General features: G+C 56.0%; 22 protein-coding genes. 20 read left to right on the forward strand and 2 right to left on the reverse strand.

Annotated features, from left to right (window positions below):
* Window positions 1–206 precede the first annotated feature (206 nt).
* On the reverse strand, window positions 207–452 hold the full coding sequence (locus tag RDL66_RS03535) for a hypothetical protein (RefSeq protein WP_308535226.1): 246 nt from the start codon (window positions 450–452) through the stop codon (window positions 207–209).
* A gap of 331 nt (window positions 453–783) precedes the next feature.
* Here RDL66_RS03535 and clpX point away from each other — a divergent pair, with 331 nt between their 5' ends.
* The 15 genes from clpX (at window position 784) to RDL66_RS03610 (ending at window position 15,340) form a co-directional block, all read left to right on the forward strand.
* A complete protein-coding gene (gene clpX, locus RDL66_RS03540; protein WP_308535227.1) occupies window positions 784–2,046 on the forward strand; it encodes an ATP-dependent Clp protease ATP-binding subunit ClpX in 1,263 nt (420 codons plus the stop codon).
* A 247-nt stretch (window positions 2,047–2,293) separates the two neighbouring features.
* Window positions 2,294–3,178, forward strand: a complete 885-nt coding sequence (locus RDL66_RS03545) for a hypothetical protein (protein ID WP_308535229.1) — start codon at window positions 2,294–2,296, stop codon at window positions 3,176–3,178.
* Window positions 3,179–3,341: 163 nt separating this feature from the next.
* Window positions 3,342–3,674, forward strand: a complete 333-nt coding sequence (locus tag RDL66_RS03550) for a chorismate mutase (protein WP_296181594.1) — start codon at window positions 3,342–3,344, stop codon at window positions 3,672–3,674.
* Window positions 3,675–3,798: 124 nt separating this feature from the next.
* Window positions 3,799–4,317 (forward strand): DUF4418 family protein, encoded by a 519-nt coding sequence (locus tag RDL66_RS03555; protein ID WP_308535231.1) that lies wholly within the window; start codon window positions 3,799–3,801, stop codon window positions 4,315–4,317.
* A 6-nt stretch (window positions 4,318–4,323) separates the two neighbouring features.
* Window positions 4,324–5,544, forward strand: coding sequence for an ABC transporter permease (locus RDL66_RS03560; protein WP_299295989.1), 1,221 nt, complete (start codon window positions 4,324–4,326; stop codon window positions 5,542–5,544).
* The gene (locus tag RDL66_RS03565; RefSeq protein WP_308535235.1) at window positions 5,545–6,249 is read left to right on the forward strand and encodes an ABC transporter ATP-binding protein; all 705 of its coding nucleotides are present in this window, start codon (window positions 5,545–5,547) and stop codon (window positions 6,247–6,249) included.
* Window positions 6,250–6,373: 124 nt separating this feature from the next.
* Complete coding sequence (locus RDL66_RS03570; protein WP_308535236.1) at window positions 6,374–8,083, forward strand: FTR1 family protein; 1,710 nt, start codon at window positions 6,374–6,376, stop codon at window positions 8,081–8,083.
* Entirely contained in the window at window positions 8,083–8,727 is a 645-nt protein-coding gene (locus tag RDL66_RS03575) for an iron transporter (protein ID WP_308535237.1), read from the forward strand. The genes RDL66_RS03570 and RDL66_RS03575 overlap by 1 nt, the downstream gene beginning before the upstream one ends.
* Window positions 8,728–8,737: 10 nt before the next feature.
* The gene (locus RDL66_RS03580) at window positions 8,738–10,012 is read left to right on the forward strand and encodes a DUF2318 domain-containing protein (protein WP_308535239.1); all 1,275 of its coding nucleotides are present in this window, start codon (window positions 8,738–8,740) and stop codon (window positions 10,010–10,012) included.
* Window positions 10,013–10,033: 21 nt separating this feature from the next.
* Complete coding sequence (locus tag RDL66_RS03585) at window positions 10,034–11,335, forward strand: ABC transporter permease (protein WP_308535241.1); 1,302 nt, start codon at window positions 10,034–10,036, stop codon at window positions 11,333–11,335.
* A 6-nt stretch (window positions 11,336–11,341) separates the two neighbouring features.
* Window positions 11,342–12,505, forward strand: a complete 1,164-nt coding sequence (locus tag RDL66_RS03590) for an FtsX-like permease family protein (protein ID WP_308535242.1) — start codon at window positions 11,342–11,344, stop codon at window positions 12,503–12,505.
* A 7-nt stretch (window positions 12,506–12,512) separates the two neighbouring features.
* Window positions 12,513–13,253 carry an ABC transporter ATP-binding protein gene (locus RDL66_RS03595; protein WP_308535244.1) on the forward strand — a complete coding sequence of 247 codons (741 nt, stop codon included), beginning with the start codon at window positions 12,513–12,515 and terminating at the stop codon, window positions 13,251–13,253.
* A complete protein-coding gene (locus RDL66_RS03600; RefSeq protein ID WP_299296007.1) occupies window positions 13,246–13,674 on the forward strand; it encodes an FMN-binding protein in 429 nt (142 codons plus the stop codon). The genes RDL66_RS03595 and RDL66_RS03600 overlap by 8 nt, the downstream gene beginning before the upstream one ends.
* Window positions 13,675–13,680: 6 nt before the next feature.
* Complete coding sequence (locus RDL66_RS03605; protein ID WP_308535247.1) at window positions 13,681–14,577, forward strand: FAD:protein FMN transferase; 897 nt, start codon at window positions 13,681–13,683, stop codon at window positions 14,575–14,577.
* A 133-nt stretch (window positions 14,578–14,710) separates the two neighbouring features.
* A complete protein-coding gene (locus tag RDL66_RS03610) occupies window positions 14,711–15,340 on the forward strand; it encodes an NTP transferase domain-containing protein (RefSeq protein WP_308535248.1) in 630 nt (209 codons plus the stop codon).
* Window positions 15,341–15,478: 138 nt separating this feature from the next.
* On the opposite strand, the gene RDL66_RS03615 is transcribed toward RDL66_RS03610, so the two are convergent.
* The gene (locus RDL66_RS03615) at window positions 15,479–15,979 is read right to left on the reverse strand and encodes a molybdopterin-binding protein (protein WP_308535250.1); all 501 of its coding nucleotides are present in this window, start codon (window positions 15,977–15,979) and stop codon (window positions 15,479–15,481) included.
* A 243-nt stretch (window positions 15,980–16,222) separates the two neighbouring features.
* On the opposite strand from RDL66_RS03615, the gene RDL66_RS03620 reads away from it, so the two are divergent.
* The 5 genes from RDL66_RS03620 to narI are packed head-to-tail and all read left to right on the forward strand — an operon-like array spanning window position 16,223 to window position 24,291.
* A complete protein-coding gene (locus RDL66_RS03620) occupies window positions 16,223–17,551 on the forward strand; it encodes a nitrate/nitrite transporter (protein ID WP_308535251.1) in 1,329 nt (442 codons plus the stop codon).
* Between the two features lie 26 nt (window positions 17,552–17,577).
* On the forward strand, window positions 17,578–21,315 hold the full coding sequence (locus tag RDL66_RS03625) for a nitrate reductase subunit alpha (RefSeq protein ID WP_308535254.1): 3,738 nt from the start codon (window positions 17,578–17,580) through the stop codon (window positions 21,313–21,315).
* Window positions 21,312–22,847 (forward strand): nitrate reductase subunit beta, encoded by a 1,536-nt coding sequence (gene narH, locus RDL66_RS03630; RefSeq protein ID WP_308535255.1) that lies wholly within the window; start codon window positions 21,312–21,314, stop codon window positions 22,845–22,847. The genes RDL66_RS03625 and narH overlap by 4 nt, the downstream gene beginning before the upstream one ends.
* The gene (gene narJ, locus RDL66_RS03635; RefSeq protein ID WP_308535256.1) at window positions 22,844–23,518 is read left to right on the forward strand and encodes a nitrate reductase molybdenum cofactor assembly chaperone; all 675 of its coding nucleotides are present in this window, start codon (window positions 22,844–22,846) and stop codon (window positions 23,516–23,518) included. Before narH ends, narJ begins: the two co-directional genes overlap by 4 nt.
* Window positions 23,518–24,291: a respiratory nitrate reductase subunit gamma gene (gene narI, locus RDL66_RS03640; RefSeq protein WP_308535257.1), complete on the forward strand. Its 774-nt coding sequence runs from the start codon at window positions 23,518–23,520 to the stop codon at window positions 24,289–24,291. The genes narJ and narI overlap by 1 nt, the downstream gene beginning before the upstream one ends.
* The last annotated feature ends 39 nt before the right edge of the window (window positions 24,292–24,330 follow it).

The following is a 24,330-nucleotide window of genomic DNA, read 5'->3' on the forward strand; positions in this document are numbered from 1 at the left end:
ACTTGCCATCAACGTGGCTTCACGCTTTGATAGCGTGGAGCCACGTGATTTTTTGGCTGTGTTTAGCCTTGGTTAGCTTTGGTTGGGCCTGGTTGGACTGAGGCTGTGCCCCTGAGGTGTCCACCGTTCAGAAGCGCGGTGCGGGCGTTGCTAATCGGTCGGTCGACTCGCCGCCAGGTCGGGTTCACCGCCGCGCCACGGGTCTATCAGTTTGATGATTTCCTAGAGAAGACACTGACTATTGCCCCCAGGCTGATGCAGATTATGGCCACGTTGCTGATAGGAGGCAGAACTTGCATGAAATTCAAGACCGCCAAGGCAATGATTATTGCCAGAGCTAGCAGAACCGTCCAAATCTGGGCGGTACCGTTGACTTTGTTGCGAAAAACGACCATGGACAGGCCGGACAGCACTCCCAGACCAATGAATAGGTAAGCTATTACGTCAGGCATCGCGCCCCCTTATATTTCTGACTTTCTGATGTCTAGGGAAAGTTAATCCCGGAAACTGCTTAATACTAATACGGCAGCCAGCACAAATATACCCACAAATGTGGGTATTTAACTACCGACAATGGTAGGTGCGGCGCTACCCGTCAGGCACCAGAAGCCTCGCGCGGAGCCGACGCAAAATCCTTGCCCGAAACACTTTACAGAACACCATAAACCCGCCGAACTGCACCCCAGAGTCAGCGGATTGGCCCTCAAAGGCGTGTTAACGAGAATAAAAACCTCTAAAACCGTAGAATCGTAATCAGCCTGAACTCGTCTATGAGAGGAACTCATGTCACGCACTGCCGAATCGGTCGACCTGCTGAAGTGTTCTTTCTGTGGAAAGTCCCAGCGTCAGGTTCGTAAGCTCATCGCCGGTCCCGGCGTGTATATCTGTGATGAGTGCATCGAGCTGTGCAATGACATTATTGCCGAGGAACTCGACGGTAGCCCCGCGGGCGGTCTGGACGTCCTGCCGACTCCCCATGAAATTTTCGATTTCCTGCAGGAATACGTGATTGGTCAGGAAAACGCGAAACGTGCCCTGTCCGTAGCGGTCTATAACCACTACAAGCGGGTGCGCGCCCAACGCCACGGCGAAGACACCGGCATGGAACTGACGAAGTCGAATATCCTGCTGCTCGGCCCCACCGGAACCGGAAAGACGCACCTGGCGAGGTCTTTGGCGCGATTGTTGAAAGTTCCGTTCTGTATCGTGGACGCCACCGCCCTGACCGAAGCCGGCTACGTGGGCGAGGACGTGGAAAACATCTTGCTGCGCCTGATTCAAGCCGCCGATGGGGACGTGAAAAAGGCGGAACGCGGCATTATATATATCGACGAAATCGACAAGATTTCCCGCAAGGGCGAAAACGCCTCCATCACTCGTGACGTGTCCGGCGAGGGCGTGCAGCAAGCTCTGCTAAAGATCATCGAGGGCACCACCGCCTCCGTGCCGCCGCAGGGCGGGCGCAAACACCCGCATCAGGAGTTTATCGAGATTGATACCTCCTCGATTCTGTTCATTGCCGCCGGGGCGTTTGCCGGTCTCGACGAAATCGTGAAAGCTCGGTTGGGGCAGCGCTCCACCGGGTTTGGCTCGGATCTCAAATCCGTAAAGGAACACGGTGACCTGTTCGCCAAAGTAACCCCCGACGACCTGCACAAGTTCGGTTTGATTCCGGAGTTCATCGGCCGTCTGCCGGTCATTACCAATGTGTCGGCTCTGGACGTTGACGATTTGTCCCGGGTTTTGACCGAGCCCAAGAACGCCATCTTAAAGCAATACCAGCATCTGTTTGAGCTCGACGGGGTGAAACTGACTTTCACCGATGCGGCGATTCACGCGGTGGCCGAGTTGGCTGAGAAGCGCGGTACCGGGGCGCGTTCGCTGTCGACCCTGATGGAAAACACCCTCTCCCAAATCATGTTTGACCTGCCCTCACGCGACGACGTGGCGGAAGTCATCATCGAGACGGAGTGCGTTTTTGAGGGTGCTGAGCCCACCTACGTGCTGCAGGACATCCACGGTGGTTCGGTCGCAAAGACCGCCTAACGTTTACGTCACAAGGTTCCCCGGCGGCTCCTCTGTAGTAGTTGCGACCCCTCGGAGGCGGGCGATTGTGTGCAACGATTAAGATTCTTTCCGCTCTAAGGGCAGACAGCATTACTAACTCATAATGCCAGCTCGTTGAGGAAGCGCCTTAAAACAGCTGTCCGAGCTCCATCGCGCTGTATTAGACTAAATCGTTCACTATCCCCAGATTCATGGTAGGCTCAAACTCGGATTTGGGAGGGATATCATGAGAAAACTTTTTTCAGGACTGGTTTGTTTTTCCATCCTCATGATTGGCTTATCAGGATGTTCTCACGATGAATCGGTGACACTTTCCACGCAGAACGACCCCAGTAATACTGCTAGTTCTGTCGACGCAGCTAATCCCCTCATGCTTGAAACCGGTCCGGGATATACAGGATCACTTTCCACCCGCGAAGTGCTTAATTGCAGTCTTTCAATACCCAGTATCGATGTAAACCCTCAGCCAGAGACACTTATTCCCCTAAACTATAACCGTATCTGGGATCCGAGTGTACCAGCGGTAAATGGCGGTTCTTGGTATAAACAAATCCAGAAAAACATTAAATCAGGCAACCCGGATGCTATTGGGGAAGTCTCTTTGACTCTGTTGCGTCTGATACAGACCTATCATCCTGACCGGGTCGGTATGGGGCTGTACTTTGATACAACGAACAACCAAAGTGGAATTTCGCTCGTGGGTAATGGAAAAAGTACCGAGATGACTTGGCACAAAGTTATCGAACAGATCGATATTCCGCAGGACAAAGGAGCTCTCGAGTTGGCAGAGCTTTTGCCAGAAACCACCCCAAAAGTCCAAGTCACCTATGTTGAGAACAGTACTGAAAAACTCTGTAACGCGGCACGGGGATTATCCGAATACCTGTTTAGGACCAGTTATCTTTCGACGGGAAACTATAGCCTGACCTACGACACCTCTAAAGACATGCTCAACTTCAGGCAACGTAAAGGAACCACAAATCCAGATGGCGGTATGTTGGATCATGATAATCTGCCACCAAAACTATTGGCTGAAATAGATGAAACCATCGATGTTTCCAGACTCATCGAAACGAAATATTCAGGGCTCATTTATTACTCAGAGTTCTAAACCTGATTCTCATCCTTTTGATTGACGCCGGCATATGCAGCTTTCGGAGCGGCTGATGTGGCTTTACCACGCTTTCGGGCAACCCATTGGATTATCTCAGACCACTTCCGCAGTGGGGAGGTGAGCCGGTAAAGTGAGAGGGGAACCTAGTGAAGGGGCAACAATGAACACTACGCAAGCCGAAGCTATCGCCGCGAACCCGCCGCAAACCCCTGCTGAACTCAAGGAATACCGAGCCACCATCGACAACATCGACGCCGCGCTCGTGCATCTGCTGGCGGAGCGGTTTCGTTGCACCCAAAAAGTCGGTCAGCTAAAGGCGCGCCTGGATTTGCCCCCGGCAGATCCCGAGCGTGAGGCGCAGCAGGTAGCGCGTCTCCAGGCTTTGGCCGTCTCGTCAGGGCTCGACCCCGAGTTTGCCAAGAAGTTCCTGCGTTTCATCGTGGACGAGGTCATCCGTCACCACGAAGCGGTGCGCGAAACGCCCTCTCACTAACATTTGTGCGTCATTTTTCGCAGATGAAAGCGGATTTCTCGCTAATTAGGTAAGGCAAGCCTTGCTAATTATTTTGCGCTATGCCATGATTGACAGCGTCGTTAAATCTTAAGGAGAAATTCGCATGAAAGATAGAATCATCGGTTCGCTGCCTACCATCGTGTTGGGCCTGCTCATAGCCATCGCGCCCCGGACTTTTGCGCCGGTTTGCGAGTTCGCTGCCAAACACAGCTCCGGTATGGAGAAAATGTCCGGGATGAAAGGCTCCGGCGGCATGGACCACATGGACCACATGGGGCAGGCTGGCAAAGCGATGGGCGCGGCGCATCAGCACATGGCGTGCTACTGGACCGCTCAAGCCAGTTTGGGGATTGGAATCCTCCTGCTGGTCATCGGGCTGTTGGCACTGTTCGTGAACTCTCAGATTCGCACCGGTTTGAACCTCGGCGCGGCGCTCATCTACGTGCTGGAAATTTCGATTGTCACCGTGCTCATCGGAGTGTGCAAAGGCGAGGAAATGTCTTGCAATGTGTACGCTATGCCCACGCTGTTAGCGCTGAGCTGTATAGGGATCCTGGCAGTCGGTGCGGCGATATTCCTGGATCAAAGGAATCGTCCGGAACTTCAGAAAGCCGCGGCATAAACGGCAATGCAAAGCAGCCAGATAACCTGGGGCAAACTCCCTTTTCGTAATCTCAAATATTACCGTTACCGCAGTTTAGGACTGTTCCTGGTGGCAGTCCTGCTCAGCGCGATAACGTTTGGTGCGGGGATGGTTTCGCTGAACCTCAGCCAAGGTTTGTCGTCGGTCAAGGAGCGTCTGGGGGCGGACATAATGATTGTGCCCTCCCAGTTTGAGCAGTCCGCAAAGGATATTTACCTTTGCGGGGGAAAGCCGAGCGGGTTCTTGCTGCCAGATGATGTTTCGGATTTGGTCGCCAATGTTGCCGGAGTGGAACGGGTCACCACGCAGACCTATATTGCCTCCCTGATGGCGAGCTGCTGCGAGGTGCGGCTGCAAATTATCGGCATTGATCCGGACACTGACTTCGTCATTAAACCCTGGATTCAAGCCACTTATTCCCGTGGTCTGCAGGACGGGGAGCTGGTCGCGGGCTCCAAAGTCCAGATTAATGCTCAGGGCAAGATTCGCCTGTTTAACTATGAATTCCCGGTAAGCGCGCGTCTGGCGCCGACGGGCACAAACCTGGATTCGTCTGTGTTTGCCAATCTGGCGACCACGAAAATCCTGGCGCGACAAGCTGAAAAGGTGGGGCATCCAGTGATGTCTCAATCTCAGATTGGACACCGGGTTTCCGCAGTGATGGTAAAGGTCAAGCCCGGTTACGCCCCGGAGGACGTGGCGCGGTATATTTCCAAATCCCCGCAGCTGGAGGGCTTGGGCTTTGTGTCCGCGAACGGGATTAGTTCCCGGCTCAAGGAGGGTGTGGGCCACATTGTGGGCGCTCTACAGATTTTTCTGACTGTCTTTTGGGCAGTATCACTGGCGGTGTTGGTGACGGTCAACTGGGTCAGTGTCATGTCTCGGAGCAAAGAGCTGGGCTCGTTGCGGATAATGGGTGCCACCAAGCGGATGCTGACCGCAATGTTGCTGAAAGAGAATCTGCTGGTCAGCCTGGCGGGTGGCGTGCTGGGGCTGGGGCTCAGTGCGGCGCTGCTGCGGCCCTTTGGTAATGCCATTCAAAGAGCCTTGAAGCAGCCCTATCTGCAAAGTGATCTGTGGAGTCAGTGTTCTCTGGGCGTTCTCATCTTGGTGACGGTGTGCCTCAGTGCTGTGCTGGCCAGTGCTATCTCGGCGATTCGCCTGCTACGAAAAGAAACTTACCAGGTCGTGCGGGAGGGGCAATAGATGTTGTTGGAACTGTGCGAAGTGACCAAGAAGTTTTCGCGGCGGGGACGTGAGTTCAACGCGGTAGACAGTGTGAGCTTGAGTATTGATGCCGGCCAGTTTGTGGTCATTTCAGGCAAATCGGGTAACGGAAAAACCACCCTGCTGAACCTCATGATGGGTTTGCTGCGGCCCAGCTCAGGAACGGTTCTGGTGGCAGGAGAGGATCTGTCTGGTCTCTCGGACCGGGAACTGTCCCAGCTGCGCCGGTTTCGTCTGGGCATGATTACGCAGCAGCAAACCCTGGTCAGTTCCCTCAACGTTTTGGATAACGTGGTGCTGCCCGCGACTTTGCGGTCAAAAGGGCGGTCGTCGGGGGAATCGTCGCCGGTGGCGGTGGAGTCTTTGCCCGTCAATCGCGCGTTGGATTTACTGGAAAAGCTCGACATTGCGGACCTATCACACGCCTGGCCCGCAGAACTGTCCGGGGGAGAGATGCGTCGGGTCGCCATCGCCCGAGCACTCATGGCCCAACCGGAAGTTTTGTTGGCGGATGAACCGACCGGCGACTTGGACGACGACTCTACCGCGGCGGTGCTGCGGCTATTTCACGAGCTCACACAAGGGAGCAGCACGGTCGTCATGGTCACGCACGACGCGGCCGCTTATGAATACTGCAACCGCAGGTTCAATATGCTAGACGGCCACCTGGAAGAGCTGCGGTAGGGCGAGGGCATTTTGTTAAAAATCAACCCTGAACAGCTAAATTTGCTATAAGGCAAGGCTTGCCTTATTTATTATTTTTCTGTAGCCTTGTCATGTTTCGATTTAGAAAGAAGTTGAGGAAATCGTGGACGCAACCAGAAACCAGCCTTCTCTGTGGGCACGTGGACTGCGGTTTATCGTAGGTTTTTCCGCTTTGGTGGTGGCGCTAGCCTTCGGCGGAGTGGTCTGGCCCAGCGCGGCCACACCCCAAGATTCCGATCTGGGTGAATGGTCTGAGGTTGTGGCGGTAATGCAGGAAAAGCTCTCCGCGGTTCCGGAAGCTGGCGATCCGAGCGCGGTCCAGACTCTGATTCGTCAAGCCTACTATGAGAACTACCAGACCAGCGGACTGGAGGACCAGGTCAAACACGCTTTGGGGCGTGACGTCGACGATAAGTTCGTCGCCGAACTATTGAACTTACGCAATCTCAGCCGTGACGGCGCGAGCCCGGAGGCGCTGCGAGAAGCCAGCGACAAAGTCATAGACCTGCTTACAGAAACGGTAACTAAGCTGGTCAAAGCCCCGAAGGTGGCGGATCAGTGGAGTAGGGTCGCCGACACGATTGCGCAAACTATCACCGATGCCCAAAGCGCCTACGTCAAGGGACAAGCCGACCGGGCATTCACCCTGGCTACCGAAGCGTACCTGGGGCATTACGAAGCTGACGGGTTTGAAAACACCACCATTGTGCACAAAGGTTTCAGCCGTGTGACTGAGATTGAGGGCATGTTCAGTGACTTGCGGCAGGGCTACAAAGACGGTCGTGACCAGGCTCAACAGGAGAAACTTGGCAAGGATCTGATTGCGAAGCTGACTGAGGACGCGCAATTTTTAGACTCGAAAACGCAGGACACGGGACCGCTGGGGATCTCCGGTTTCTTTGCCGCTTTTCTGATTTTGCTGCGTGAAGGCGCGGAGGCGCTGTTGGTCGTGGCGGCGTTGGTCACCTATGCGTTGAAAGCGGGACGGCGCGACCAGCTGCGGGGAATCCTAGCGGGCGTGGGTATCGCCGTGGTCATTTCCATCGGTCTGGCTATTCTGTTTGGCCAGCTCAGCGCCAGCGTGCAGAGCGGAATGGGTCAGGAACTGCTGGAGGGAATCACCGGCCTAGCGGCCGCCCTGATGCTGATTTATGTGTCTAACTGGATACTGAGCAAGTCCAGTGGCAAACGCTGGGAGGAATACATAAAGGCGACCGCGGGCGAAAAAACCGCGTCGGGAGGCGTTTTTGCCCTGGCATTTGTGTCCTTCCTCACCGTGGCCAGGGAAGGTGCCGAAACCATCCTGTTCTTTTACCCGATTGTTGCCGGGGCGAAAACGCACAGCGATTATTGGTTTATCGTTTTGGGTGGCGTAACGGCGGTAATCATCCTCGCGATTCTATTCGTGTTGGTCTGGCAGTTCGGGGTACGCCTGCCGCTCAAGCCGTTCTTTAAGTGGACTTCAATATTGCTGGCGTTGCTGGCGGTAGCCATCGTGGGCGGGGCAATCAAAGAGCTGCAAGAGGCCGCTTTGGTCGGGGCGCATGTGGTGCCTTCCGTTCCTACCGTGGTGTTCCTGGGGATTTATCCCACTGCGGAAACCCTCGGTGCCCAGCTTATTACCGCCGCGGTATTGGTCGGCCTAGCTCTGTTGCAACGCCGCCAGGCAAAAGCCGACCAGCCCGAGGCGAGCGGTTCCGAGACACGTTGCGACACCCCTATCTCGGAAAGTAATGATAAAGCTCCCGAAGAAAACTCTTCGAGGGAAGACACACAAGACGCTGTCGAAGCACACAGCGGAAAGGAAGAATAATGAAGAAGAAGCTACTGGCTCTGGCAGCCGTCCTGGCGATGGGAGCGAGTCTCAGCGGCTGTGGCGAAAACCCGGACAACCAGGCGAAGCCGCAGGACTCCAAGCCGGCGACGACTGGGCAGGAACAGCCGGAAACCCCCAGCGATCCTAATGTTGTGGGTATCAAGGAGATTCCGGTTGGGGATTCTGGCGAACAAACCAACGGGCCGCTGAATGTAAACGTTGTTTATTTCCAGGCTGTCGATATGGAGCACGGCTCAATGAAGATGCCTCCGGCTTCCGAGTCCGATATGCACTTTGAGATTGACGTTTCCACCAATGAAAAGGCCGAAGAATTCGGATACCCGGCCGATTCATACCTGCCCTACCTGGACGATTTGAAGGCCACAGTTAAGGATCAAAAGACCGGTGAGGAAACTGATTTGGGCACCATGATGCCGATGATCGCCGTTGACGGTCCTCACTACGGTAACAACATCAAGCTCAAGCCCGGTCTGTACGATGTGACCATCACCATCCCCTCTCCGGAGGACAAGTTCATGCTGCACACGGGTAAGGATTCCTCCGCGGTCAAGGGCCGTTTCTGGAAAGAACCGCTGAAGTTCGAGTTCAAGAACTGGCAGTGGGACGGGCAGATTCTCTAAGTAGATTTCATTGCTCAAGTTATTTGTTGTCGCCCTCCGCTACGGGCTGCCGCTATTCGTGCCGCTGGCAATCTTGCTGGCAACACGACCGCACACCCCGATGGAACGCCGAGTCGTAGCTCGGATTACCACCGTGGTGTTGGTGGTGGCAGCCCTAGCGGCGGCGACACTGGCATGGTTTCGACTGAATACAAACCTGATAGACGTTCCCACCATGAACTTCTATCTGGTTCCAGTCATGCTGATTTGTTCCCTAGGTTTCCTGGGAATGTCGTGGTGGTTCGGACCTGCCGACCTCTATGACATTAAACAGAGTGCTAAACATCGGGCACTGCTGGTAGTCTCGCTGTTGACTGCCGTCAGCATCATCATCAATTTCGGCTTTGAATACGCATTTTCGACCGATGAAATTGTGCTGATGGGGTCCTCTCCGTTAGAAACGGAATCGCTGGCGCGTTTTGCCGGATTTGCGTTTGGGACGTTGCTGGTGGTCGTCGCCGGCTGGGCCTACGTGCGCGCCACCAGGTTGGTTCCCGCCATGGTGCGTTTGGCAATCACCACCGCGGTATTTTTGGTAGTTATCGGTCCGCGCTCCATTCTGCTGTATCAACAGCTCGCCGCACGTGGTTTCCTGCCACGGTCACGAACCATCTTTGAACTCGTGTTGTGGATTCAAAATGCCAACACCGTCATACTGCTGACCCTGGTGGTGCTGACCGCCATTCCTGGCATCATCGCCATTTGGTTCGGTTCCAAACCCGTCAACATTTCCGGCCCCGAAGCGCGTCTAGCGAAAGCGGATCGGATTACCCGCCGTCACTTTTTGGAGCTGGCCTTGGGTGGCACGGTTGTTTTCGTTACTGCCTTGACCGTTGGCAAGCGCGTGGCGGAGGCTGTTCCGGAGTTATCCCCGATAGAGCCTTCCACCGTGAAAGGAAATGTGGTTTCCGTCAGTCGGGAGCTGGTGTCTGATGGACACCTGCATCGGTTCGCCTACGTGACCAAGGACGGGACGCAAGTTCGTTTCATCGTCATTCAAAAGAACGCCGTGGCTTACGGTTGCGGTCTGGATGCCTGCGAAATCTGTGGCGAATCCGGTTATTACGAGGACGGCGGGAAAGTCATTTGCCGGCGCTGCGGGGTCATGATGAACATTCAAACTATTGGCTTTCCCGGTGGCTGTAACCCCATTCCGATTAAGTATGAAGTGGGCCCGAAAGAATTACGGTTTTTTGCTGACGAGCTGAGTGGGCACGCCAAAATCTTTAAAACCAAAATAATCTAAGGCTCTAAGGTATAAGTTTCCATGTTCTTTTTCAGGATGATTTTCAAGGCGTTACGCCGCCAGGTCGGTAAACGCCTCATGATTGCGCTAACGATTTTCTTAGGGGCGGGTCTCACAACTTCCATGCTGTCGGTCATGCTGGATGTCGGGGATAAAATCAAACAGGAACTTGGCTCTTACGGTGCCAATATCCAAGTGCTACCGCAAGGAAAATCCGTAGTTTCCCAACTCTATGATTTCGAGGATACGGATAGCTCGACGAATTCCCAGTCCGGAGCGTTGCAAGAATCCGAGCTGGCGAAACTGAAAACCATATTTTGGGCTTACAACATCGAAAACTTTGCTCCGTTCCTGGAAACCAAGGCAGATTCCTCAGGCCAAGACGTTGACGTAGTCGGGACCTGGTTTCGCAAGAAGCTAGCCATCCCCACCGGGGAAAAAGTCGATACAGGCATGGCGGATATGCGCGACTGGTGGGAAGTCCAAGGCAGTTGGCCGAAAGCCCCCGACGAAATCATGGTCGGAACGAAACTGGCCCAGCAAAACGGCTGGCACCTGGGGGACTCTCTGACCTTGAAACCCCCGCCCGGAATAGCTGGCTCCGCACCCAGTCCAACCTTGACTATCAGCGGTATCTTTACTTCCGGTTCCAATGAAGACCGGCAACTGTTTGCGGATTTGAGCGTAGCTCAGAGCCTCTCGGGCCGTCCGGGCCAGGTCGACCGGGTCGAGGTGCGGGCTATCACCACGCCGGAAAATGACTTGTCCCGCCGCGCTGCCCGCGATCCCAGCTCACTATCTCTGGAGGACTGGGAAACCTGGTACTGCACCGCTTACACGTCCTCAATCGCCTATCAGATTGAGGAAGTCATGAGCAACGCCGTGGCCACCCCCGTCCACCAAATCGCTGACAGCGAGGGCACGATTCTGGAAAAAACCCAGCTCATTATGACTTTGGTGGCGATTTTAGCCATGGCGGGTTCCGCTCTGGGCATTGCTAACCTGGTGACCGCTTCGGTGATGGAACGTTCCGCCGAAATCGGGCTGATGAAAGCTTTGGGGGCGCGCAATCTCTTTGTGGTGCTGATGATTTTGACGGAAACCTTCATCGTGAGTCTGGTCGGGGCCGCGTTCGGATGTGTGGGCGGAATCGGTTTGGCCCAACTGGTCGGCCACCTGGTATTTGGGGTCAGTATCAATATCCGCCCGGTGGTGTTCCCCCTGATGGCGGTCATCGTGGGGCTGACGGTTTTGCTGGGCTGTTTACCTTCAATCCGGGCGCTGGTGACTTTGCAGCCGGCGCGGGTCCTGCACAGAAAGTAGGCGGGAATGAACTCACACAAACGCATGTTCGTGCGCATCATCTGGAAAGCCTTTGCGCACCGTTTCTCCCGGGTCCTGATTGCTTCCCTAGCAATCGCGATGGGCGCCTCCACTCTTTCCGGGTTGGGGCTGGTGGCGGTGACAGTTCCCGACTATATCGCCAAGGAACTGCGCTCTTTTGGGGCAAACCTGGTGGTGCTGCCGCAAGGCTCCAACGTCATTACTCCGGAAACGGTGTCTGCCATCGACCGGCAGTGCGGCGAGAGCCTGTTGGGGCGGGCCGGCTACAGTTACGGTAACCTGCTCTACGGTCAGCAGCCCGTTCCCCTCATGGTGACGAAATTTGCCGACGCCCGGTCGGTGCGACCCTACTGGTCAATCGAGGGGAAAGTGCCGCAGGGCAGCGAACAGATCCTGTTAGGGGTGAACCTGGCGGAAAAATTCCGTCTGCACGTCGGTGACCTGATCGGCCTCAAGGTGGCGCAGCTGCGGGAAAACACCGGCGGGGACGACTCGGGGGATGCCAACCGGGCTGGCAAACAGCTGGAAATCTCCGGGCTGCTGCGCACCGGCGGTCCCGAGGACGACCTGGCGGTGTTGAGTCCGGACAGTTACACCGCTATGGGTGGGGTTGCCGACCACTATGGTTTGGTGGAATATTCCCTGAAAGGTGATACTTCCCAATTGAGCGCTTTAGCGAAAACCATCGGAAAAAAGGTTAACGGGGTTGACGCTGAAGTGGTGCGTCGGACTACCCAAAATGAAACCCGCATTGCCCATACTCTAAGCAACCTAATTTGGTTGGTCAGTATTATTATTTCCGCCCTAATGCTCATTGCAGTATCCGCGACACTGAGTTCGATTGTTTCGGAACGCGCCCGCGAGATTGGGCTGAAAAAGGCCTTAGGGGCTTTGAGTAAGGACGTGTTCACGGAGCTTATCGGGGAATCGATACTGTTAGGGATGTTCGGAGGCCTCTTGGGAGTGCTGCTGGGAATTGGACTGGCCGATTACATATTGCAAAGAGTTTTCCTGGCACGAGTAGAAATTAACTGGATAATTATAGTCCTCACAATTGTGTTTTCGGTAGCAGTAGCGGTTATCGGTTCTCTGTGGCCGGCTAAACGTATTGCCCGAATTAATCCTATAAATGTTCTTGGTGGAGAGTGAGAATGCTATGGCAGATAATAATGATGAACAATTGATTTATCGAGTCGAGAAGGTGTCTCGAAAATACGGCGAGCTGGCGGCGCTGGATAATGTCAGCCTCGATGTGACTCGCGGCGAGTGGCTCTCGGTAGTGGGGCCGTCCGGTTCGGGCAAGTCAACCTTGATGAACATTTTGGGCTGCCTGGATTCCCCCACCGAAGGACTGGTTTACCTGGAGGGTGAGCGTCTGGACAAAATGGGTGAACTGGAATTGGCTGCCGTGCGCCGCCGCAAGATTGGCCTCATCTTTCAACAGTTCCACTTGGTCAAACACCTATCCGCAGTGGAAAACGTGATGATGGCCCAGTACTACCATTCCCTCCCTGATGAAGCCGAGGCGATGGAGGCACTAGACCGGGTGGGCATGTCCGCTCGCGCCACTCACCTCCCTCATGAACTGTCCGGAGGGGAGCAGCAGCGCGTGTGCGTGGCTCGTGCCCTCATCAACCACCCCTCCGTCATCCTGGCCGACGAGCCGACTGGAAACCTCGACGAGGCAAACGAAAACATCGTTATCGACTTCTTTTCGCAGCTGCATCGGGAGGGCACGACCCTGCTGGTCGTCACCCACGATGCCAACGTCGCTCGGCAAGGGCAGCGCCAAATCATTTTGGAACACGGAAAAATCGTCAGCGAAGTAAAAAATCAGCCGCATACTTCCGCGGCAGGCGCGCAGGAAACGTCGGAAACGGGAGGGAAAGATGCGTAAAACGACCGCGGGGGCACTGCTCGCAATCGGCATGGTCGCCCTCAGCGGCTGCGCGACTTACCCAGCGGCCTCAACTTTGCCCGATGGCCAATATGCAGGCAGCTCGCAGCCCGAAGAGGACGGTACCGTCGGCAAAATTCGCTTCACGATTAAGCACGGTCAGGTGGTTGACGCCGAGTTTCGTCTCTATGACAAAGACGGGACGGTACATGACGAAAATTACGGGAAAACCGCCAGCGGCGGGATAGACACGGAGTTCTACCAGCGCGCCCAAGACGCTATAAGCGCTGAACAGCGCTATGTGCAGCAGTTCCAGAGGACCGGGGATCAAAATAAGGTCGATAGGGTGGCCGGGGCGTCCTTGTCGCATCGGCTGTTCCTCGACGCGGTTCAGGCGGCTATGGACGCCGCGCAAAAGTAGGCGTTCGTGCACCTCGCGCAGACTTTGCACGGAGAAACCGCGATTACCTTCGCGGCGATGGGGACGCTGGTGTCGGTCTCGTGGCGCAGTGCTCCCCAGGTCGCGGAAGTCCTGAGGGTGAGTCTGCCGCAAAGGGTGGAGCAGTTGGAGGACGATCTGTCGCGGTTTCGGGCGGATTCTCCCGTGAGCCGCCTGAACACCGAGTGGACGGATGTCGGGCCGCACTGTGCCGCGGTGTTTCGGGCTGCTCAGGTTTGGTCGCAGCGTACCGGGGGGTTCTTTAAACTATTTCCGTGCCTGGGTGTGGGCGCCGAAACGCTGCAGTTGCGGGGCGAACAGGCTCGTCTCACCGACGGTGTGGGGTCTGGGGGGCTGGATTTGGGAGGTATCGCGAAAGGTTACGCGGCTGCGCAGCTGGCTTCCCTCATTGCACAATCGGGCGGCAGCGACATCTTGGTGTCGTTTGGAGGTTCGTCGATTGTGGCGCCGGATCGCCGGGCCACCATTAGGGTGCAATCACCCTGGACAGGCTCGGAATTCTTGGGAAACCTGCAGATAGAAAACGAGTCCCTGTCCTTTTCCGCACTGCCGCAAACCCAGATTGTTCCCAGTCTGGTGCGCAGCCACATTCGCGGTCTGGACGGGCAGCTCGCGTTTACTGATATTTGCGCGGCACTTGTGGTGGGACCTGACGCGATGGGTTGCGAGGCTCTCTCTACCGCGCTGATTGCGGGGGGCACGCCTTTGCTGCACGATTTGACTGAAAAGGGCGTCCTGGGAGCGTCGTATCGCGCCCTCGCCATGACTTCCAACGGGAGGGTGTTTGCCGACCCCGCGCTACAGTTGAGTATTACGTTAGATTTGCCCGAACCGCTGCCACTGAGCCCCGTGTTGGCGGACTGACGCCGCAACGGGCTGGTGCGGCCCGGCGGCTTTTGCTCAGCCGGTAGCCAAACCAAAGTTTGGCACAGAGCCTACAATTTACCTAAACGCTCCCGAGGGTGAGCGCGAACCCCAGGAGGCGGACTGAACGTAAATGTGTGACTGTGCAGGAAACCTCGCGGCCGTGCCCGACGCGGTGGTGATTTTGGCAGGAGGGACCGCGAAACGTTTGGGCGGGGTGTCTAAACCCGATTATCGGGTCGGAGGCATCAGGCTTATTGATTGGGTTTTTGCTGAAATCGAGCGCACTAGGTGCTCAGGTCGGGTGGTCGTGGTCGCTCCTGAGCACCTGTCGGTTCCCCCCGGGGTGGTGCTGACATTGGAAGATCCCCCTCTGGGCGGACCGCTGGCGGGCCTCAATGCCGGGGTGTCTCAGTTGGGGGACCTGCCAGATTCCGCGGTGGTGGCAGTCATGCCTTGTGACGCTCCGCTGACCCCAAGATTGTGGGGGCGCTTGTGCGCGCAGTTCGCGGACTGTGTCGGGGCGGCGCCAATGGCGGACGATGGTGAAACGCGGCTTCAGTACCTGCATGGTTGCTACCGGCTGGGCGCTTTGCGGGGACTACCCCAAGTGCGTAACCGGTCAATCCGCAGCGGTTTTTCCCGCCTGGAGGTGGCCGCGGTGGCGGACCCGCAACATTATTGCGCGGACGTCGACACGCCCCAAGACGCGCGTGAACTGGCGGCGCGTCTAGAAATTCCCCCCGATGTAGTTGAGGCTTGATTCTCAGAAACCGCGTTCCATTTTTGAAGTACGGTTCATTTTTTGCCCAATTTCTGTGGATTTATGAACTGTGGTTCATTTTTCTGATGGTGACCCCCGCCACGGCTCGCTCCCGGGCGGCACCCTCTCAGCTGGCCCTTACGCCTGGGTCTGGTCAAGCTGTTCAATGATGTAATGCAGCAGGGGGAGCACCACCTGCAAGGCATCCGTGACCCCGCCCGAGGAACTGGGGCAGTTCACAATGACCGCCCCACGAGAAGTCCTGGAAGTCACCCCGACTACAGCACGAGACAACACCGATTGCGGCGTGTTTTTCAGCCCTACAGCGCGAATCTGTTCGGCAATCCCCGGCAACTCCACATCGCACACCGCCAGAGTTGTCTCGGGCACGATGTTTCGGGCGGAAACCCCGGTAGAGCCCACAGTCACGATGAGGCGCGCACCGGCCTGTTGCGCCCGTTCAAACTCGGCACGCAGGGGAGCGGCGAGGTCATCGATGACTTCCTCGCGGATTACCTCAATCCCAAAGTCGCTCAGCAGTTCACGAGCTTTGGTGGCACCTTTCGGTGGTTTATCGCCGCTAACCACTCGTGAATCAACAGTGATGATGGCCGCGGTTACCTGAGAATGCTCTGCCACGATGACCTCCTGAACCCGAAATCTCCATTTACGCATCTGCTACGTAGCTAAATTACTACCAGTTTATAGCCGCAAACGACACGTTTCTGGCTCTTGGTGCCGACGAATCGAGGTTGATTACCTGGTTAAACGCGGTTACATGACCTGGATTTTAAAATCTGCCAAAGAAACGTTTAACTCTGTTAGCTTTTAGACAGGTGTTCAATAAATGCCATAGTGGCTCATGAATCAATGGGGAGAAAAATGACCGCAGACGCTCAGAAACTAGATACCTCCGGAAAACTGTTGAAAAACTGGAATCCCGAAGATTCCCAGCAGTGGAGCTCAAAAATAGCCTGGACGACCCTGGTGGTTTCCACCTACTCGATGATTATGGCGTTCTGTGTGTGGTTCTTGGTGTCGGCATTGGCGCCAAAACTCAATGAAATCGGCTTCGGCCTCAGCAAAGCGCAGCTGTACTGGCTGGCAGCGATGCCGGGCCTGTCCGGGGGCTTGATTCGTTTCATCTACACTTTCCTCCCGCCGGTGATTGGAACGCGCAAGTTGGTGGGGATTTCTTCAATCCTGTTCACCATTCCCATGTTTGGCTGGTTTTTCGCGGTGCAAAACCCGGACACTCCGTACTGGTGGCTGCTGACTTTGGCTTTCATGTGCGGTATTGGCGGAGGTTCTTTCTCGGGATATATGCCGTCAACCGGCTACTTTTTCCCCAAGCGCCTGTCCGGAACCGCTCTGAACCTCCAGGCCGGTATCGGAAACTTGGGTATGTCTATCATTCAAATCGTCGGGCCTATCCTCATGGGATTCTCCCTGTTCGGTTTGTCTTGGATAGCTCCGCAGAGCGGTCCCAACGGCGATATCTGGGTTCACAACCCTGCTATCTTCTTTGTTCCCTGGTCCCTCGTGGCAGCTGTCCTCGCGTTCACGCTGCTCAAAGATGTTCCGGTGAAAGCCAACATTCGGGAACAAATGGACATCTTTTCAAACAAAAACACCTGGTTCATGACTCTGCTCTATGTGATGACCTTCGGGATTTTCTCGGGCGCCTCGGCTCAGTTCGGTTTGCTCATCAACAACAACTATGGGCCAGATTCAACTTTGCACCTAGCTGTGCAAGGTGCCACCTATGCTTTTCTCGGTCCGCTCATTGGCTCCATAGTGCGGGTTTTGTGGGGGCCGCTGTGCGATAAGTTCGGCGGGGGTCTCTGGACTTTCGTTTCCGGTGTCGGCATGGCCGTCACGCTGGCGATTTCCGGATTTTTCTTGATGAATCCCCAGTCCGCCGCGGACTTTAGCGGGTTCCTCTGGGCGATGTTGATTATGTTCTTCTTTGCGGGAATCGGCAACGCCGGCACCTTTAAACAGATGCCCATGATTATGCCCAAACGCCAAGCCGGCGGAGCCATCGGTTTCACGGCTTCAGTAGCCGCGCTCGGACCGTTCCTGGTCGGGGCGGGCCTGGCCGTTATTCCGGCGGCACAATTCTTTTTCGGTGCCACCGTGTACTGCATTTTCTGTTCCGTTCTGTGCTGGGTACTTTACGCCCGCAAGAACGCTCCGTTCCCCGGTTAGACCTTGTCAAGTGGAGGTAATAAACAATGAGTGAATCGAAAATCCAAGGCGGGGGATACAAAGACGTTCCCTCGGGAGTATTCGCACTGGGTTCTAAACTACGCCGTGGCGAAATGTCTGGCGATTCCCGCCAGCTATTTATCGAAGGTGGCCGTGACGCTGACGCTTTTTATCGGCAACGCTGGTCCTATGACAAGGTCGTGCGTTCGACTCACGGGGTGAACTGCACCGGATCTTGTTCGTGGAAAGTGTATGTAAAAGACGGCATCATCACCTGGGAATCCCAAGCCGTTGATTATCCCTCCACCGGACCGGAACTGCCTGACTATGAACCGCGTGGTTGCCCTCGTGGAGCTGCCTATTCTTGGTATGAGTACTCTCCGACCCGGATTCGTTACCCGCATATTCGCGGGGTCCTGCTGGATTTGTACCGAGAGGAACGAAAATCGGGCAAGGACCCGGTAGAGGCTTGGGGGGCGATTGTGGAGGATCCACAAAAAGCCAAAGCCTATAAGTCCCAGCGGGGTAAAGGCGGCATGGTGCGAATCGGTTGGGATGAAGCCAATGAGATCATCGCCGCGGCCCACGTCTATACCATCAAAGAATACGGCCCGGATCGGTTAGCCGGGTTCTCGGTGATTCCCGCTATGTCGATGATTTCTTACGCCGCCGGATCGCGGTTCTATGAGTTGCTGGGCGGGGTCATGCTGTCCTTCTATGACTGGTACGCTGACCTCCCTCCCGCCTCGCCCCAAGTTTTCGGCGATCAAACCGATGTTCCCGAGTCCGGCGACTGGTTCAACTCGCAATACCTCATCATGTGGGGTTCGAACATTCCCCTGACCCGTACCCCAGACGCTCACTTCATGGCCGAAGCCCGCTATCACGGGCAAAAAGTCGTGGCGATTTCGCCTGATTATGCTGATAACACCAAGTTCGGCGATGAGTGGCTGCGGGTAAACCCCGGCACGGACGGGGCCTTGGCGCAAGCTATGGGCCATGTAATCCTCAGCGAGTTCCACGTTAAACGCCAGGAGCCATTCTTCCTGGATTATATGTCGCGCTACACGGATGCGCCTTTCCTGGTCAAACTGCAGGAAACCGAACACGGAGTGGTGCCTGGCAAGTTCCTGACGGCTGCTGATTTGCCTGCTGAACTGGCAGGAGACTTGAAAGATCGGCCCAATCCGGAGCATCGCGGACTGGTACTCGACGTGGATGGAACCATCAAAGATCCCGGCGGGACCCTGGCAGACAGGTGGGGTGAATCCAGTAGCAAGGGTCATTGGAATTTAGCTTTGGACGGGGTTCAGCCAGCAATTTCGGCGCTCGACCGGCCTGATGCCGCTGGTATTGAAATTGTTTTGCCGCGCTTTGACCTGCCGAGTTCCCAATCCGAAACGGTAGCGCTCGGTGCCGGCCTTGTGAAACGGGGAGTTCCCGCTTTCAAAGTCGGATCGGACTACGTCACGACCGTCTACGATTTGCTGCTGGCTGAATACGGGGTGAAACGCGGTGACCTGCCCGGCCAATGGCCCAGCGGTTACGATGACGGCTCCACTCCCGGAACTCCCGCCTGGCAGGAAGAACATACCGGCGTGCCCATGCACGCAGCCATCCGGATTGCCCGCGAGTTTGCTCAAAATGCCCTCGATTCAAAAGGGCGTTCCATGATTGTGATGGGTGCGGGCACGAACCACTTCTTCCACTCCGACACGATATATCGCACTTTCCTGGCGCTGACCACCATGTGTGCCACACAAGGGGTGAACGGCGGCGGCTGGGCGCACTATGTCGGTCAAGAAAAGGTCCGCCCGATTGCGGGTTGGCAACAGTACGCCATGGGTCTGGACTGGTCCCGCCCACCTCGGCAAATGATTTCCACAGGTTTCTGGTATCTGTTGACCGACCAGTGGCGTTATGACGGTTCCCTGGCTGGACAAGTGGGGTCCCCGCTGGCCGACTGGAAAGGCTTGACGAATGCAGACACTTTGATTGAAGCCTCCCAACGCGGCTGGATGCCCTCCTTCCCGCAGTTCGACCGCTCCGCTCTGGAAATTGGCCAAGCGGCCCAAGAAGCCGGCATGAAACCCGGTGAATACGTGGTGCAGGAGCTCCAGGCCGACCGTCTGCACTTTGCCTGCACCGACCCTGACGACCCGCGAAACTTTACTCGTGTCCTCGCTAACTGGCGCACGAACCTGATGGGTTCCTCCGCCAAAGGCGCGGAGTACTTCGCGCGTCACATGATTGGAGCTGACAACGCAGTTTCAGCTGACGAACTTGCGCCGGAGCGCCGCCCGAAGCTGATAAAGTGGCGGGACGACCCGGGTATCGGCAAACTTGACCTCATGTTCACGGCTGACTTCCGGAACACTTCTACCACGCTGTATTCAGACATTGTGCTGCCGGCAGCCACCTGGTATGAGAAATACGATATTTCGTCAACCGATATGCATCCATTCCTGCATTCCTTCAACCAGGCCGTAGTGCCGCCGTGGCAGGCTCGCTCTGACTTTGAGGTGTTTCGGGATTTGGCCTATCTGGTGTCTGAAATGGCGCAGCGTCACTTGGGCACCAAGCAAGATGTGGTCATGGCACCGATTGCCCATGACACCCCCGATGAGATGGCTTTGCCGCATGGAATCGTGGAACCCTTGGAGACACGTGAACTTATCCCCGGCAAAACCTTGCCAAAGTTCGTTCCGGTGGAACGTGACTACACCAAGATTTATGAAAAGTTCACCACGCTCGGCCCTAACGTGGAAAAACTCGGCTTGCCTATCAAGGGCCTTACGTTGAAACCCGACCGGGAAGTCGAAGTGCTGCGGGAGATGAACGGGGTAGCTACCAGCGGGGTGGGGCAAGGGCGTCCGCTCTTGGATACCCCGATTAAGGCGGCCGACGCGGTGATGCAGATGTCAGGCACCACGAACGGACGTATCGCGGTACAGGGCTTTTGCCAATACGAAGCCCAAACCGGCCAAAAGCTGGCGCAACTGGCCCTCGGGGACGAAGAAAAACGACTGACGTTTAGAGAAATTACCATTCAGCCCCGCTCGGTCATCACCTCGCCGGAATGGTCCGGTTCGGAACACGGTGGGCGGCGCTACTCTGCGTTTGTCATCAACATTGAACATCTCAAGCCTTTCCACACCTTTACCGGGCGAATGCATTACTACCTGGATCACGACTGGATGATTGACATCGGTGAATCCTTGCCGGTGTATCGACCCCCGCTGGACTTGGCGCGGATTTACGGTGACGCCGTCGTGGGTGAACTTTCCAAAGACGACGGCGTGGCCCAAGTTGCGGTGCGTTACCTGACCCCACACAACAAGTGGGCTATCCACTCCCAGTACTACGACAACCTGTATATGTTGACTCTGGGACGGGGCGGGCAGACTATCTGGATGTCTCCCGAAGACGCCGCCAAGATTGGGGTCAAGGACAATGACTGGGTCGAGGCCTATAACCGTAACGGTGCCGTGGCGGCGCGAGCGGTGGTGTCTCACCGGATGCCGCCAGGGACGGTGTATATGTATCACGCACAAGAGCGGGTCAGCGGCACACCTATTTCACAAAAGTCGGGTCTGCGCGGAGGTATCCACAACTCACTGACCCGGATTTTGTTGAAACCAACCCATATGGCCGGAGGTCATGCTCAGCTGACCTACGGGTTTAACTACATTGGTCCTACCGGCAATCAACGTGACGAAGTGACGTTGATTCGTCGTCGTACCACGGAGGTGAAGTTCTCATGAAGGTACTAGCCCAAATCGCAATGGTGATGAATCTCGATAAATGTATCGGGTGTCATACCTGTTCGGTCACCTGCAAACAAGCGTGGACGAACCGGGAAGGCACGGAATACGTGTGGTTCAACAACGTAGAGACCAAGCCCGGTGTGGGATACCCGAAAGAATGGGAGAACCAAGGAAAGTATCGCGGCGGCTGGAAGCTCACGCCTTCCGGTAAACTCCGTCTTCGCGGCGGCGGCCGGGTACACGAACTGTCCAAGATTTTCGCCAACCCGCAGATGCCCACCATTGATGACTATTACGAACCTTGGACCTATGAGTATGAGAAACTGCTCGCAGCCCCGAAGGACTCGAAATATTTGCCGAGTGCACGTCCGGTGAAACAAATCACCGGTGAGCAGATTAATCAGCCGACTTGGGGCCCGAACTGGGACGACGATTTAGCCGGCTCACTGGAAACTTTGCCCCAGGACCCCATCTTGGAACAAATGACAGTGCAGGTTAAGGCCCAGATCCAAGATGCTTTCATGTTTTATCTGCCCCGGATTTGCGAACATTGCCTGAACCCGGCCTGTGTCTCGGCTTGTCCTGGAACCGCTATGTACAAGCGTACCGAGGACGGTATCGTGCTGGTTGACCAAGATAAATGTCGCGGCTGGCGGATGTGTGTGTCGGCTTGTCCGTACAAGAAAGTTTATTTCAACCACCTCACCGGTAAAGCCGAAAAATGCACCCTTTGCTACCCTCGCTTGGAGGCGGGGGAGCCCACGGTTTGTTCCGAAACCTGTGTCGGGCGGCTGCGCTACCTGGGCGTTTTGCTCTACGATGCGGACCGAGTTGGCGAGGCCGCCGCGGTCCGAGACCCCCAGGACCTGTACCATTCCCAGCGTAGCCTGCTGCTGGATCCTTTTGACCCAGAGGTGCGGGCCGCTGCGGAGGCAAACGGGGTGCCGCATTCCTGGATTCAGGCAGCTCAAGAATCGCCGGTGTACCGGCTCATTTCAGAATATGAGGTGGCTCTGCCGCTCCACCCGGAATATCGCACTTTACCGATGGTTTGGTACATTCCTCCGCTGTCCCCAGTAGTCGATGCGGTGACGGCTGCGGGTGCCGACGGTGAGGACGCCAAAGTCCTGCTGACCTCCATCGCGACCATGCGGATTCCCCTGGAATATCTGGCTGGACTATTTACGGCGGGAGATACCGTGCCGGTTGAAAAATCACTGCGCCGCCTGGCGGCCATGCGCAGCTATATGCGTGGACGCCACCTCGGGGAAGAACCCGATGCCACGGGAGCACAGGCCGTGGGCATGACCGGGGAACAAATGGAGGAAATGTACCGGCTCCTGGCTATTGCCAAGTACGATGACCGTTTCGTCGTGCCTACCGCCGGAGCGGAAGCCCCGCGAGGCTTGCGCGAATTGGGCTGCTCCCTGGACGTACTGGGCGGGCCTGGTCGGGGCGGTGAGGGCATCCCTGCCTTCAGCAAAACCGGTTCCACCAAGACATTCGTCCCACTGGAGGTTCATAAATGAGCCAGGTGCAGTCGAGCCTACCGCCACGGGAGGCTCTAAATTCAACAGAGGCGGGACGGTCGCGGACCGCCCAGATGATTGCCTCTGTCCTGCTGGACTATCCGAGTGAGGACTACCATCAGCAGCTGTCCATCATCCGGTTGGAGCTGGACAACGTAGAGCCGGAAGTTGCCGATGAATTCCAGGCCTTTCTGGATTGGGCAGACTCGCAAAATCTGCGCGAAATCGAAGATTTGTATGTGCGAACGTTTGACCAGAAACGCAAATGCAATCTGTACCTTTCCTACTACTCCACCGGGGACACACGGATGCGCGGCTCTGCTATTTTGGCTTTTCAACAGGCCTTTGAGGCGATGGGCTGGAAAGTCTGTGGGGGAGAACTGCCGGATTATTTGCCAGCTGTGCTGGAGTTAGCCGCCCGCAGTGGCGATGAGCTAGCTGAGCATCTGATCAATATCCACCGTGACGGTCTGGAAGTGCTGCGGGCAGCCTTGGAATCCTTGCAAAGTCCCTGGTCCTCTGTCGTTGCGGGGCTGATTTTGACGCTAGACCCGCTGGATGAAAAGGCGAAAGCAGCTTTCCGTAAACTTATCTTGCAAGGCCCGCCCGCCGAGATGGTCGGCGTGCAGTCCCAACCGTTCTTTTTGGCACCAAAACAGGAGGCGCGCTGATGAATCCCTTTGAGCTTTTCTTGTGGGCAGGGTTCCCTTATCTAGCATTGGGCTTGCTGATAGTAGGTCTGATTTGGCGTTACCGCTATGACAAGTTTGGGTGGACCTCACGTTCTTCCCAGCTTCACGAGTCGACTTTGTTGCGGTGGGCTTCGCCGCTGTTCCACTTCGGAATCTTGTTCGTGGGGGCGGGACACGTGATGGGGTTGCTCATCCCCAAGTCTTGGACCACTGCCTTAGGGGTTTCCGAGCACGGGTATCACCTGATGGCAACTATTGGCGGCATGACGGCGGGGGTAGTCGCGGTCGTTGGCCTGCTGGGCTTGCTCTATCGGCGTGTCGTCAATAAATCGGTACGTTTCGCCACCACGAAGAACGATATTTTCATGTATGTTCTGCTGTGTCTCCCGATTGGCCTGGGTTTCTGGGCCACTTTGCAAAATCAGGTGCTGGGCGGGGCGAATGGTTACGACTACCGGGAAACCATCAGCCCTTGGTTGCGGTCAATCCTGACTTTCCAACCCCAGCCGGAGCTGCTTGCGGGGGTACCTGGCTCTTTCAAAATGCACATTATCGCCGGACTTCTGCTGTTTGCGATTTGGCCGTTCACCAGGCTGGTTCACGTAGTTTCCGCTCCGGTTATGTACCCAACACGTCCCTACGTGGTCTATCGTTCCCGCACGGAAGGGATACGCGGAGCAAAGACCCCGCGCGGCTGGAAACCCGTCACGACTCGCCCGCAACCGCGAGATTCTCACTCTTACGGGGCTTAACTTTAGCTATCCGCTCACCCTGCTGTTGAGGTCAGCAGG

This window comes from uncultured Mobiluncus sp., from assembly GCF_902488535.1.
GTDB lineage: Bacteria > Actinomycetota > Actinomycetes > Actinomycetales > Actinomycetaceae > Mobiluncus.